The sequence below is a fragment of the Cryobacterium sp. 10C3 genome, assembly GCF_034314285.1.
Lineage (GTDB): Bacteria > Actinomycetota > Actinomycetes > Actinomycetales > Microbacteriaceae > Cryobacterium > Cryobacterium glucosi.
The window spans coordinates 597,658-610,692 of the sequence record NZ_JAVIWF010000002.1 but is presented as its reverse complement, the minus strand read 5'-3'; the positions used below and the strand labels follow the sequence as shown (position 1 = coordinate 610,692).

At 60.7% G+C, this 13,035-nt stretch carries 13 protein-coding genes, 1 pseudogene and 1 riboswitch; of the genes and pseudogenes, 8 read left to right on the top strand and 6 right to left on the bottom strand.

All coding sequences use genetic code 11. From position 1 onward, the window contains the following. Positions 1–189 precede the first annotated feature (189 nt). Positions 190–2,100 (top strand): KUP/HAK/KT family potassium transporter, encoded by a 1,911-nt coding sequence (locus RGU41_RS03520; RefSeq protein WP_322135565.1) that lies wholly within the window; start codon positions 190–192, stop codon positions 2,098–2,100. Between the two features lie 396 nt (positions 2,101–2,496). On the opposite strand, the gene RGU41_RS03515 is transcribed toward RGU41_RS03520, so the two are convergent. Continuing rightward, complete coding sequence (locus tag RGU41_RS03515) at positions 2,497–3,153, bottom strand: DUF1345 domain-containing protein (RefSeq protein WP_322135564.1); 657 nt, start codon at positions 3,151–3,153, stop codon at positions 2,497–2,499. A 263-nt stretch (positions 3,154–3,416) separates the two neighbouring features. Between RGU41_RS03515 and RGU41_RS03510 the strand changes: the two genes are divergently transcribed. From RGU41_RS03510 to RGU41_RS03495, 4 genes are all read left to right on the top strand, one after another. Then, positions 3,417–3,890: a hypothetical protein gene (locus tag RGU41_RS03510; protein WP_322135563.1), complete on the top strand. Its 474-nt coding sequence runs from the start codon at positions 3,417–3,419 to the stop codon at positions 3,888–3,890. A gap of 93 nt (positions 3,891–3,983) precedes the next feature. Further along, positions 3,984–4,208, top strand: coding sequence for a glutaredoxin family protein (locus tag RGU41_RS03505; RefSeq protein ID WP_322135562.1), 225 nt, complete (start codon positions 3,984–3,986; stop codon positions 4,206–4,208). A gap of 26 nt (positions 4,209–4,234) precedes the next feature. Further along, on the top strand, positions 4,235–4,420 hold the full coding sequence (locus tag RGU41_RS03500) for a hypothetical protein (protein ID WP_322135561.1): 186 nt from the start codon (positions 4,235–4,237) through the stop codon (positions 4,418–4,420). A 304-nt stretch (positions 4,421–4,724) separates the two neighbouring features. Further along, on the top strand, positions 4,725–5,363 hold the full coding sequence (locus RGU41_RS03495; RefSeq protein WP_322135560.1) for a hypothetical protein: 639 nt from the start codon (positions 4,725–4,727) through the stop codon (positions 5,361–5,363). 50 nt (positions 5,364–5,413) lie between these two features. Here the strand turns inward: RGU41_RS03495 and RGU41_RS03490 are convergent, their stop codons facing one another. After that, positions 5,414–6,898, bottom strand: coding sequence for a GGDEF domain-containing protein (locus RGU41_RS03490; RefSeq protein WP_322135559.1), 1,485 nt, complete (start codon positions 6,896–6,898; stop codon positions 5,414–5,416). A 123-nt stretch (positions 6,899–7,021) separates the two neighbouring features. Continuing rightward, positions 7,022–7,096: riboswitch (cyclic di-GMP riboswitch) on the bottom strand. Positions 7,097–7,341: 245 nt separating this feature from the next. Between RGU41_RS03490 and RGU41_RS03485 the strand changes: the two are divergent. The 3 genes and pseudogenes from RGU41_RS03485 to RGU41_RS03475 all read left to right on the top strand — a co-directional run bounded on the left by RGU41_RS03485 (position 7,342) and on the right by RGU41_RS03475 (position 8,742). Further along, a pseudogene (locus RGU41_RS03485) lies at positions 7,342–7,851 on the top strand (ATP-binding protein). 424 nt (positions 7,852–8,275) lie between these two features. Next, positions 8,276–8,551: a glutaredoxin family protein gene (locus RGU41_RS03480; RefSeq protein ID WP_322135558.1), complete on the top strand. Its 276-nt coding sequence runs from the start codon at positions 8,276–8,278 to the stop codon at positions 8,549–8,551. Continuing rightward, positions 8,548–8,742 carry a hypothetical protein gene (locus tag RGU41_RS03475; protein ID WP_322135557.1) on the top strand — a complete coding sequence of 65 codons (195 nt, stop codon included), beginning with the start codon at positions 8,548–8,550 and terminating at the stop codon, positions 8,740–8,742. Before RGU41_RS03480 ends, RGU41_RS03475 begins: the two co-directional genes overlap by 4 nt. A gap of 189 nt (positions 8,743–8,931) precedes the next feature. On the opposite strand, the gene RGU41_RS03470 is transcribed toward RGU41_RS03475, so the two are convergent. From RGU41_RS03470 to RGU41_RS03455, 4 genes are all read right to left on the bottom strand, one after another. Further along, positions 8,932–9,924, bottom strand: a complete 993-nt coding sequence (locus RGU41_RS03470; RefSeq protein ID WP_322135556.1) for an Abi family protein — start codon at positions 9,922–9,924, stop codon at positions 8,932–8,934. Positions 9,925–10,282: 358 nt separating this feature from the next. Next, positions 10,283–11,398 (bottom strand): hypothetical protein, encoded by a 1,116-nt coding sequence (locus RGU41_RS03465; RefSeq protein WP_322135555.1) that lies wholly within the window; start codon positions 11,396–11,398, stop codon positions 10,283–10,285. A 350-nt stretch (positions 11,399–11,748) separates the two neighbouring features. After that, positions 11,749–12,288 carry a GNAT family N-acetyltransferase gene (locus RGU41_RS03460; protein ID WP_322135554.1) on the bottom strand — a complete coding sequence of 180 codons (540 nt, stop codon included), beginning with the start codon at positions 12,286–12,288 and terminating at the stop codon, positions 11,749–11,751. Next, positions 12,285–13,031 carry an aminoglycoside phosphotransferase family protein gene (locus tag RGU41_RS03455; RefSeq protein WP_322135553.1) on the bottom strand — a complete coding sequence of 249 codons (747 nt, stop codon included), beginning with the start codon at positions 13,029–13,031 and terminating at the stop codon, positions 12,285–12,287. The genes RGU41_RS03460 and RGU41_RS03455 overlap by 4 nt, the downstream gene beginning before the upstream one ends. Positions 13,032–13,035: the final 4 nt, after the last annotated feature.

Genomic DNA, 13,035 nt, shown 5'->3' with positions numbered 1-13,035 from the left:
GACTTGGTGCTCACCGATGGTTGCCGACACGTCGCACGATACCCGTTGCGGCACAGAACGCTCTCCACGCACCCTAGGATTCAGGAGTTAGTTGACGCGGCGCCTTCAAGACCGCTTCGCACGCTAACCGTTAACCGGATCGACAGCGGTCCCAGCTGCCGTGAGCCTGTCTTGGACGTAGAAAGATTCGTGAAGTTGGAAAAATTGAGCGCACGCGGTCCGGCTTTGGTTGTGGGTCCCATGATTGCGGCGATGGGTGTCGTCTTCGGCGATATTGGCACCAGCCCGCTTTACGCGGCGACGACGACGTTTGACGCCGGCAGCTTCGATGCCAGCGGACCGTCGGCCGAATATGTGTATGGGTCGACGGCGACCATCGTCTATGCGCTCACTTTGGTTGTCACGATCCTCTACGTGCGTTTCCTAATCCGGGCTGACAACCGAGGCGAAGGTGGGCTTCTCGCACTATTCGGGCTTCTCCGCCGGAGCGGTCTGAAAGCTCGAACCCTCACGACCTTCACTATTGTTGCCATGCTGGGTGCCGCAATGTTTCTAGGCGATAGCGTGATCACTCCCGCGATCTCGGTCCTGTCCGCAGTAGAAGGTCTAGAAGTGATCCAGCCGACCCTGTCCGCCCTTGTGGTGCCGATCGCAGTCGTGATCTTGCTGGGTGTTTTTGCGATACAAAGATTTGGCACCCGAACAATCGGACGGCTCTTCGGCCCGATAATGTTGCTCTGGTTTCTTGTCCTCGCAGTGACGGGTGGCGCATCGATCCTGGAGGACCCCGCGGTCCTTCAAGCGCTCTCGCCGCACTGGGTTGTACTTTTCTTCATCGACCAGCCCGGGACAGCATTCTTCGCCCTCGGAGCGATCGTTCTGGCCGTTACGGGAGCCGAAGCCCTCTACGCCGACCTCGGCCATTTCGGCCGACAAGCGATCACGCGCGCATGGATGTGGGTCGTCTTTCCCGCCCTGGTCCTCAACTATCTTGGGCAGGCGTCCTTGGCTCTGCGCCACCCGCAGGAGGCGACCGCATCTTTCTTCGGCCTCGTGCCCGCGTGGGGTCAACTCCCCATGGTCATCCTCGCCACGGCCGCCACGATCATCGCTTCCCAGTCTGTGATCTCAGGGACATACTCCGTCATCCATCAAGCGTGGCGTCTGGGGCTCTTCCCTCCACTTCGAGTAGTTCACACATCGGAAAAGAACGAGGGCCAGATCTACGTTCCAGCCATCAACGTCCTACTTGCACTTGCTGTGCTCGCCGTGACAATTGGCTTCCGAGGATCCGCCGCGTTGGCCTCCGCATACGGCATCGCCGTCACCACTACCATCTCCATCACCAGCATCGTCTACCTGGCCTGGAGTTGGGCACACTCCAGACGCCTCACGCCAAGAATTATCGCCGCAGGCGCAATCCTCCTGGTTACTATCGCGTTCCTCGTTGCGAACCTACCCAAAGCGACCTCGGGAGGGTGGCTCCCACTGGCAATTGGCGCAATCATATTCACAGTGATGGGCTCATGGTGGATAGGACAGCAACGCATCCGCGCCGCACGACGCATCGGCGAGCTCCCCATCAGCGACCTGGAGTCCTTTCTCACACGCGCCAAAGGGGACCTGTTCCGGGTTCCCGGAGACGCAGTGTTCATTACCCGGAATCCAAATATTGTGCCCGTTGCCCTGCGCACAATGGTCACTCAAAATCATGCCCTCCAAAAACGCTCCATCCTCTTGAGCTGGTCAACGATCGACGTCCCCTCCACCGTCGGGATGAAACAACGAATCAACGTCGAAACGTTCCCCTCCGGAATCGTTCGCGTCGTCGCGAAAATCGGATTCCTTGAGCAACCCCGGATGACAGAACTGCTGACCGAAGCTCACACCGTTGACAAGACAGCGCTAGTAAATTTCGCTTCCTCACGCGCAACATTCTTCATTTCCACCCCAGTACCCCGCTACAACCGGCGGAGCAAAATGTTTCGCTGGGCCCAAGTCCTCTTCCTAGCCCTCGACAGGCTCGCACCCGACCCCGTCGACGTCATCGAGCTTCCCCGAGACAGAACCATCGTCCTCGCCCGCGAAGCACTCCTCTAAACCTCGGACCAACTCAAAGAAACGGTTGACGATCCCACAACCCCAGGCCGCTAACACTTGCTGAAGTTCACGGCCACATCGTTGGGTCAGAGGACGGGAAAAGCGCGATCGCCAAGGAAGACCATCAACGGTGACCCTTTGGCCGAAGAAGAACGAAAAGGGTTGAGGGAGGCTCGCACGCATCTGGGCTCGGAAGGCCGCCAGGCAACGGCTGTCTAGTTCTGAGTTTTCGAGACGGAGCTCGCGCGCGAATCAAGCCCCGGGACGGGGCCCTGACCGGGATGGAGCAGAACACGAAACCGGGACCCGAGCGCCTTTCTGGCAACACTGGGGATGCTTCGTTCCTTCTCCAGACGTTTTGTCTCGAGCGAGTACGTGGTGCGCTGAAGCAGATGGTTAGTGGGCGAGTCCGGAAACGAGGTTGATCGTTGTCGCTAGGACAACGACTCCCAAGACGTAAGAAAGCAACGAATGGCGCAGCGCGGTGATGCGGATATCGTGATTTTGCAGATTGGTGTCCGAAACTTGGAACGTGGCCCCGATCGTCACGGCCAGGTAAGCGAAGTCGGAGTACCGGGGCGGCTCGCGTTGATTGAAGTCAATGCCCCCGGTTTCGTTGCTGTAGTACAGGTGCGCGTATCGCAAGGTGAACACGGTGGTGACCATCAGCCAAGAAGCCGCGATCGTTGACAACGCCAAGGCGACGAGTCCGGCTTTGGCCAGTCCTTCCACGGTGCCAGCCTCAATGAGGATAAGCGCAATGGCCCAGAAACTGGCGATACTTGCGCACAGAATGAGTACCTCGGCGGCGAACCGGGATGGATCTTCTCGAGTGGCATATCGTGCGGTCTCAGAATGATCCAGTCGACCTACCGCTATCCACGTCCACGACAGGAAGACGACCGCCGCCCCAACCCAACCGATAGCCGGCGCGAATGCCCATTTCACAATCAGACCAGAGGCGACGCCAACGAGCACGCCAACGATGAGAGCCACGCTCGCCCTCGTGCCAGCATGAAAAATTGTTGATCGAAAGTCCTGCACCTGCTCCATCCCCAGATCCTCGCACAAAGCGCACGATTTAGAACCAACCGCCGGTATGTTGTGGATGTCCCCTACTGGAATTCTGTCGCTAGCCTCGCCAATGCGTAGGTCACGGGTTCGCCCACGCCTCCCCAAAGACCAGGATGAAGAACTCTCGTAGAGCATTGGACATGCTGCCGCTCATATCCGCTGAAGCGGGGCGCGCAGAAATCATGAGGGAGCCAACGGTGGGATACTTCACACCTCCAACATGAAATGGGAGCACCGACATAATGAGCGCAGACTTCGACTACACCCAACACCCGAGAGCCGCCGAACGTGCCGCCCAAGGGCCGCCGACCGTGCGCTCAGTTCTCTCGAAGTTGCGCGCTGATTCCGGCCGGGTGAACGGCATCAATCAAAAAATCGGCTTGGGCATCACGAAGAGCGTCGGAACAATGTGGGCGGCCTACGCATTCGCCGCCATCAGCCTTGTCAGCCTGCCGGCCGCCATTCAAAGCCACGACTCCATCGTTATCATCGCCTGGGTCGCCCAGACGTTCCTCCAATTGGTGCTCCTCCCGATCATCATTGTGGGCCAGAACATCCAGGCTGCAGCCTCCGACGCACGAGCCGCCGCCACCTATGAAGATGCGGGCGCGATCCTCGAAGAAGCGAAACAAATACAATTGCACCTCGCCTCACAGGACGCCGCCATAGGTGCCCTCCTCGACAAGGTCAAGTCCCTGGAAAACCAGACCCCCTGATCGGTGGCTCACCTAAGGATTGGATGATTGGCAAACACCCTTCCAAGCCGACGGACGGCAACGCGGTCCCATCGACGCCGGCCACTCGCGGTTGTGGCTTCCTCACGCTCTGACAACGTCGGCCTGCAGTACGAGACCGTCGACCTCACCCACGACCAAGCCGCCGCCGACCTGGTCACACAACTCGGCTACCGATCCGCACCCGTCGTCATCGTTGGCACCGAACACTGGGCGGGGTTCAGGCCAGACAAGATCAACGCCATCGCCGCAGCACAAGCCGCCACGCTCACGCCGATACTGAAGGAAGAGAAAGAGTGAGGAAGCCGCTGCCCATCTCACCTCTCATGACTCCAGCCGAAGTATGCGCAGCACTGCGCATCGACACCCTCGACAAGCTGCGCACCACCGACAGGCTCAAAACCTTCGCCATCGACGAACACCTCCTCCGCGATGACCGCCAGTCCGTCCTGACTTTCAGCCTCGCCGACGGGGCACCTTCGCCGAGACACACACCCGGGACTCGACAATAAGTTCGACTCGGCGCACGCACCGGCACCCGCGTTTCCGGTGGCGAAGAAATCGGTGAGCGGGATCCCACGTGTTCCGATCCATACCTGAGGACGAACTGGACCGGCATGCAAGCAATCGCGCGGGCCGGGGAGAGCCAGCGCCCCGCTGTCCAACAAGCTGTTGACCAATTGCCCGGGCACACGCCACTATCCCTCGACACCGGGGCCGCTGATGCCACCATCGTGGCTCTTTGAAGGGATCGTACGGGCCTATGGGCGCTCCCGGACTCGATAAGCTCACGGCGCACCATAAGAGAGGACGATATTGGCCGCCTGGACTGTTGAATATGAGGGCGATACCCTTGACCGCTTCGTGGACTCGCTCCCTCCGTACGAGCAGGCGGTCCTCATCGCGGCAATCGAGCACGTACTCGAGGTCTATGGAATCGACATTTGCGCAGGCGAGTGGGGGAAATCACTCGGCGATGGACTGTACGAGTTTCGCGTGCGCAAATCGTTGCAGGCGATTTTTACTGAAGCCGGCCTAGCGCCGCCGATGGATATGTCTGGCATCGACCGCCAGGTACTTCTCCGAGTGTTCTGCACATTTCACGGCTGCAAGATTGTTCTTCTCTACAGCGGATACAACAAGAAGAGTGGATTCAACCGGTGGAAGCAACACCTCGATCATGGAGGTGGATTATGGGACGTCCGAAGGGTTGGATGGCCACGCAACTCGGGCGAGAACCGATGCGGTCGCCAGGCCGGCCGCCGGGGTGGCACCGGGAGCACCGCCAGGATTTCTGGGGGCCTCGTTGGCCAGGGCATCTCGAGCGAGGAAGCGGGCGAGCGGGCGAGCGGGCGAGCGGGCGAGCGGGCCTGCGTGTCGGCGCCGGTCGGGACTCGCTTCTTCCGGCACGCTGGCGGGATGCTAGACCTCAGCAAGGCACCGCTGTCAGGATAGGTTTTTGACCTTCGTCGAGCGTGAGGAGAGCCTCAGAGACACAAAAATGATCAACGCGCTCCACGGAGTGGGCGCGTGGGAATAGCTGTGACTGCGAGGGCCCATTCGGTTGTTAGCCGGGTCGCACCGGTGTGTATGAGCCCCACGTGATAGCCCTGTACTTGACCTTTGCCGTTGGCTTTGGCTGCATACATCGCGATATCGGCTTGATGTACAAGCTCATCGATATCAATCCCGGGTGTGAGCGTCGCGATCCCGACGCTGGCACCGACCTGCGCAAAGCGTTCGCCAACGCGCACGGGTGGTGTCAGCGAGTCAATCATGCGTTGAGCGACGTCCTTAGCAGCGCTGGCCGTGGTACCGCGCAACAAGATGGCGAATTCATCGCCGCCCAGTCGCGCGCAGACATCGCCGGGGCGAGTGCACCCGCGCAGCCGCGCTGCGACCTCGAGAAGTACCGCATCTCCGGCACGATGACCCAGGACATCGTTGACATCCTTAAAGTCGTCTAAGTCGAGGAACAAAACGTGCAGACCGTCCAGATGCGCCTGGTCCGCGAGGCTTGAGGCCAGCTTCGCGGTGAAGGAAGCCCGGTTGTCCAGCCCAGTCAACGAATCATATTGGGCTTGTAACGTGAGTTGTTGATGCACGTCACTATTGCGGAGGGCCAGAGCCACCTGGTTGACCAAATCACGCACAGACAACAACGCATCTGAGGGGATCTTCTTCGGCGCACCTACCAGCATCCAGGCGTTTTCGTGCAATCCCCGCAAACTAACGCACGACCAGGCGAGGTCGACGCCGACGGCGTCATCCAGCGGTCCCGGCTGAAGGACCCGCGCATCCCCTGGATCCGTTGTGGACGAGACGACGGTCCCAGGAAACGCTCCCGGAACACTAAGGAAGCTGCCGGCAACTCCTTGAACCCTCAACTCGGCGCCATCGCGCACCAGTTTGAGCAGGCGCAAACCTGGAGTGGCATCACAAATCTCAGCACAAGCCGCCCAAGCGAGAGCCCTGATCAAGGTCTCGTCAGTGAGGCCCAACAATTGCGAGCCGGTGGCGGCCAACACGGTATCGCGCCGAGTGGCCTGCTCTCGCGCCAGCAGGCCACCGCCCATTTGGCGGGCGATGAAAACGGCGATGAATATCAGCGGGAACGACTCGTATAAGCCCGTCGTTGTCGGTGGCACCGAGTGGGTCGGAATCAACGACCACAACGGCACTGTCGCAGAGAGCGCTGCCATCCCGAGGACACATCGCAGCAGAGAACGCCAGATCGATCCGTAGAAGGCTCGAAACCAGATCGCGGTGAGCACGTAGGCGATCACCGTCGTCGTGGACGGACTGGCGAGCCCGAGAACAACAATCGCAACCGTGTCCAATACGTCCAGCCACAGTGGTACCTGCCGACTCAGGAGGACGTGAACGCACGATGACAGCAACGTTACCGTTGACCCCAAAAGCATCAGCACTATCACGCCGCCGGTCGCTTCGAAAAACGCAGCAGGCACGGACACGATCAGAGACGCCATCGCCAGGGCGGCAAAGTACCACCGTGTGCTTTGGACAGTCCCGTCAGACGGCCTCAAGAGGCCACGGACGTTCACCCGGTCTACTGATTTTCGCAAAACGCCCATTGAGCGTCGGTCCTGTCTGTTGATAGGCCGGCTAACCCAAGGGGTCCCGTGCCTTTGCGACACCGGCTTGCACCGGATGTGCCCGTGCGACTGACGCAGAAACGCCGTCTCGTCAATGATCAAGTGATCCTGACCTGACCGTAGCATTCTGTCGGCTGGAACGGCCCCCGGTTTGGTTGACTCCTGATCTCTGAAGATTCGTTTTCGCTTGGAGCGAAGTTCACCATACCCAAGCCTCACCCACCCCAAGTTCCGCGCGGCACCCATCGACGACAGCTACAACGCCTACAACCAACTCAACAGCACCGCCCCCGACACCGCCGCCACCACGTGGACATATGACGCGGCCGGGAGGCAGAAGAAGAGCAGACTGCCCCGGCCCTTTCATCGACCGGCAACAGAACGTTGTGTTCCAGGGATTCACCGGGTCGGGGAAATCATATCTAGGCTGCGCGTTGGCGAAAGCCGCGTGCCGGCACCGGGTGCGAGCACACTACATTCGAATGCCGGAGCTCGAAGAGGCCTGGCAGCTGGCCCGCGATAAACCCTCCGGCACGACGAAGTTCTTGAACAAGTACGCCGCATTCACGCTCCTGGTGATCGATGAATGGCTCCTCGACGAGCCCGACGAGAGCACCAGGAGCATGCTGTTGGAACTCCTCGAGCGCCGCTACGATCAGGCATCAACAGTGTTCTGCACTTAATACGCCCAAAAGGACTGGCACCAGCGCCTTGGCTCCGGGGTTCACGCGGACGCGATCATGGACCGCATCGTGCACAACACCATCTGGGTCGAGACCGGCGGCCACAACATGCGAGAACACACCGCCGGTCACGCCACGGCCTGAGGCTCGCGCGGTCGGGGGCGCCAGTGGCCCCCGGCTGCGCGACTGGGTGGCACCCAGCGGCAATATCGATGGCCCCCGAAGGCAATATTCGCTGGCCCCCAGACCCGCAAATACTCAAGAACACGCCGCGGACCCGCAGACCACGCACCACGGCCGCCGCATCCACGCCCAAGACTGAGAGGTAGCCTTCGGCTCTGAACTGATCAAAGAAGCCTCGTCGACCGCTGGTCGACGAGGCTTCTTTGCGACAACTCCGTTGCCTTTTACGATCTGAGCGTACGCACCATTCCCCTCTGCGCAAGGGCTTTCGCGGCATATCCTCGCTGCGCTACGGTATTCCACGGCCCCTTGCACATTCACCCCTGGCGCTGTCTCAAGGTCTTCGCCAAAAGACAATGGGAGATAAGAGAAAGAGGACCCACCGATGCCAGAACCACTCACGGTATACACACTGCCGAACTGCATCCACTGCACCCCGACCAAACGAGCACTCAACAACGTCGGCCTGGACTACGAGACCATCGACCTCACCCACGACCAGGTCGCCGCCGCCGTGGTCACACAACTCGGCTACCGAAACGCACCCGTCGTGACCGTTGGCACCGAACACTGGACAGGGTTCAGACCCGACAAAATCTCCGCCATCGCCACAGCCCACACTGCGGCACTCACGCCGATGCCGACGGAGGAGAACGCGTGATCAAGCCCGCACCTATCTCACCCCTGATGACACCGGCCGAAATATGCGCAGCACTAAACATCGACAGCGACGCGCTCAACAAGCTACGCACCACAACCGACAAGCTCAAAATCTTCGCCATCGACGCCCACCTAATCCGATTCGACCGCGAATCCGTTTCAGCTTTCAGCATCGACGAACCTCATCGTTGAGACACGATGAGGAGGCCCCTTCGCCGCGATACACACGCCGGGACGCCCCTTTGAACCGGCTCAGCGCAGAGTCCCGGTAACCACATCTCCGACGATCAGGACTCCCCTGATAACTTCAACCGAGATGAAGCGCTCCGGTTGCCTTTGGCAAGCTCACGTGCATCGATTCAATGCCGGGCGTGCCGCCTATCAGGCGCGCCAGAGCTCAAGCGTCGGCCAGCCATCCGGGACGCCCATCGATTCGATCGTCACACAGCCAGATTCGGGAAAAGAGTTGAGGAGCTCCACGACCCTGGCGGGCCAGCCACTGTACGGTTCGATCGATCTGAGCAGATAGGCCATCACCGCGAGAGCGTTGTACACGCCGAACACAGCTTTCGCGGAATCCCCGTCCTTGAGATGACCAAGAAGTGGCACCTGGTCGTGACTGGGTCGTGCCGGTGCGCTGACAAGCTTGCGGTTAAAGAGGCGTGCGTGATGTGCAGAGACATTCCGGACATAGTTCAGGCTGGAGATCCAGCTGACCATTACCTTCTTCGACGGTGCCCCGTAGGCCGCGGCGATCTCCGTCGCCAACGAACTGTTCAATCCCGAATAGAGCCGGCCGAGATGTCCGAGCTCCAGAATTTCCGTTAACGCCCAGATAGGCATTTCATCGTCGTACTTGTTGCGAAAGTGAGCGACGAAGGCTTCGTCAGAATCGGCCTGGCGCTCTTTCACACGCTCGATCCACTGCGCGTGTCTACTGGGCAGTGTGTCGCCGGTCGCCTTATCAGTCTGTGATTCCGTAAACGAGTTGACGAAGTTGACGGGATCCATGTGGGCGAATGCCGATTGCCTGCCCAACACATAGCCGATCTGCATGCGGAAAGAAATCTCGATCCGCTCGATGCCCTCGAGAACGAGCATCCGCAGGCGACGATCAAAATCAATGAGCGCAGAAGCTTGCCCTACAGACGTGCCGGAACGATAGCGGTTAAGAACTCGAAACCTGATCCGTCCGGCGTCATCCCGAAAAGGTTCCGATTCCCGGAATGGATAAAGGTAGCCCGTGAGTCGGTAATACCCGACGGCTCGAAGCAACCCGCGGAAACTCTCGTGGTCACCCACCTCAACGCCGCGTGACTCAAGCTTGGCGACCTGCCCGTCGACCGACAACCACTTCTTTGTGTACTCAGCCACGAGTCCCCCAGTTAAAGAAAATCAGCCCGAGCCGTGAGGCGAGCGGGCTGATCGTGATGGATCTAGCGTACCACGGCCGCCCCTCAGCGCCCTGATACCCAGCAACCGGCCACTCCTCCCCCGCCGATGGGTTCGCCCACCCCTTTCTGACGGGTTCAGTCGCACCCACATCGGCCCTCAAACGCAGCACCCTAGACGACCTCCTCAGCGAGCTGGTCTCAAGGAGGAAATAGCCTCTGTTGCTTCCACCACTTGAATCCGCCGAAGCCCTTGCGAACGCGGGGATGAGACTGGGTGGGTCGTGTCCGGGTCTCTGTTGCGCGCAGATGGACTCCGCGCAACAGAGCCCGTCAACCGGTTATCCAATCAGTTCAAGAACGGGGCCTTCATGCAACGCCCTATAGATGTCGTCGCGGATGTCATTCGCTTCGCCGTGCGTCAGGGTCTTGGAGATTGGTCGGAGTGTGAGTCGGACAAGTGCATTTGCTTGGTCCGGCCGGAGCCTCAGCCTGTCCTGCGCGCCTCGCGGGAGATCCGCGTACGCGGTGGCGTTCAGAACTTCCACCGATTCAAGGTCGTCGATGCGATCGCCTAACGCCGCCCTTGCTCGATCACCCAGGGTCTCGGCGTCCGCAGCCACGTCGACGACGATCGAGATGTCGCGGCGGATCACGGGCATGACCGAAATGGCCTGCCAGGGTGACAGGGTGAGCATTTGCTGTGCGATCCGTGGATCCGCCGCCCGCAGAAGCCGAATGTCAGGGATACCCTTTCTCAGCATCAACGCCCGGTCCAGCCCCATGCCCAGAGCAAGCCCAGACCACGCATCGGGGTCCAGACCGGCCGCGGTGAGGATGTGCGGTGCGATCAATCCGCACTCCGCCAGCTCCAGCCACTCACCCGCGATTGACACATCGACCTGACAGCCGTCGACCGTGTACGGATGCGCCGCCGAAACGGCGCGCCACTTCGCGCCGGGCAGCACCGTTTTCACCAGCGTTTCGATCATCGTCTGCAGATCTGCGGCAGTGAGTGTCTTGCCAGAACTCACCCGCCACAAATCAACCTGGTGCGGGGCCCCTACGTGGGTGCGGTCGATTGCATCGCGGCGGTAGACCAGGCCAGGCAACACCAGCAGCCGGTCGCAGCTGGTCTGCGTCGACACCGACTGCAGCAGGGTGGGAATCGAGGCCGATGTGTGGCTGCGCAGCATCACCGTTGGACTCACATAGCGCGAGTATCGCCGGTCCCTGGTGACTGCCGTCGGGTCGAAGCCGAGCTTGTCGTAGTTGTCGGCGACAGCGACCAGCGGACTGTATCGGATGGTTTCGGCCGGGATGTCCCAGTGACCGGCAAGAGCGGATACGACGCCGTCGAGCAGCGTCTGCATCGCATGGTGACCCTGGTCAGGGTCGGAGAGGTCGCGAAGGTTGAGCGCGTCGGTGAGTTCCGCCGCAGAGAGATATGACGTCATGTTCTGGTCCTTTGATGAGATCGGATGGAGGAGCCACCCCCGACCGATCTGTCGCTGGACCTAAGCGCGTACGACTAAGCCCATGCGACCGGGAACCGGTCGAGGGCGAAGAAATCGCAGCGATACGTGCATGGCCTCAGCATAGACGCAACACCCCGGAGACCACAGGTTTCCGAATGTCGCCTCTCGTGACGCAACCACCGAAGGCAATCGTGATCGTTCGGGCCACGCTGGGTCCGTAGGGTCTGGTGCCCACAAGCCGGACCTCCTCCGGGCGCGTGCGTTCCTGTTCTACTGCGGCACCGTGAGGCTGAGCCAGCGTTCTTCGATGGCATAGCCGAGGTGTTCGTTCATGCGGATGCTGCCGGTGTTGAACTCTGAGCTCCACCCGTGCCGAAGATCCGCACGCCGTCGTGGGCCAACGCCGTGACCGATGCGGCTTTGACGGCAACGGCGAGCCCTTTCCGACGATAAGAGCGGTGGACGGAAGTGAATTCGGTTTCCGCGCGCGTGGCCGTCAGGCTAATTGCGCTGACGGCCACGAGTTGCCCGTCAGTGATGGCGCCAAATAGGCGGCACCCAGATTTCCACAGTTCGAGCACGTCGCACTCGTCGCGGTGCGGCACGGATGTCGCTGGCGTAAACGGGTAGTCGGCGTGGTTCAAGGCTTCAAGGGCCGTGACCTGAGGCGCCCAGCTATCATCGAGTTCCTCGATCAGAAATCCTTGGTCCGTTGCCGCGATGACGGCCGCGTTCAGGACCGTTAGGTTGGGTGGATCGCTGAGGCGCAGGCGGGCACCCCACGACTCGCCGACAACGACATACCCCGCCTCGGTTAGACGCTTCAGGCGTGGATCGTTGACTTGGACTACGTGGATATCCGCGTTCACGAGGCCTGCAGGCTTGCGCTCATGTCGAGAAGTCGGTCGCGATCACGTCGGTACAGTGCGGCATGCTCCAGGAAATCACTGCGGCCCGTGTCGTCGGCACGTTGATCCGTGAACACGGCGAGATCCTCCATGCGGTCCGCTGCCGTCCGAAGAACGGCAGTCTGGTCGAACTCATAGCCGTATGAGCGAATGAGCGCATCGAGCCGGCCGGGGCGAGCATCCCATCCTGGGGCGTCATGGTCTGCGTACTCGCCGAGCGGGACGAGCCGATATGCGAGGTAAGCGAGATCCCAAATCCGAGGCCCGGGTGAGGCCATGTCAACGTCGATAAGACCCGTGATGTGACCGTCTTGGAAAACCATGTTGTACGGTGCGACGTCGTTCAGGCACACCACCTCGACTGGCTCGTGCGCAGGCAACTGCCATTCCGCGGCCGCGTGCACGAGGGGCGCGCTCGCGTCATGCACCCGTCGAAGCAAGGACCCAGCCTCGCGCAGGATCGTGGGCGACCAGATCCAGCTGGGCATTGGGTAATTGCCAACGATTCCCGGAAGGTAGGAGAGCACTTCCCGGCCCTGCTCGTCCAGGCCAAAGGGCTCAGGTACTTTCATCACTCCCGCCGCGCGGAGTGCGGTCAGAAGCTGATGCACCGCGGGAGTCCAAGGACCGGCGGAGCGGCGAACGGTGTCGCCTACCCGCACGACCATACTCGAGTTGCCCCCCGCTAGAACCTCTTCATCCATCTTT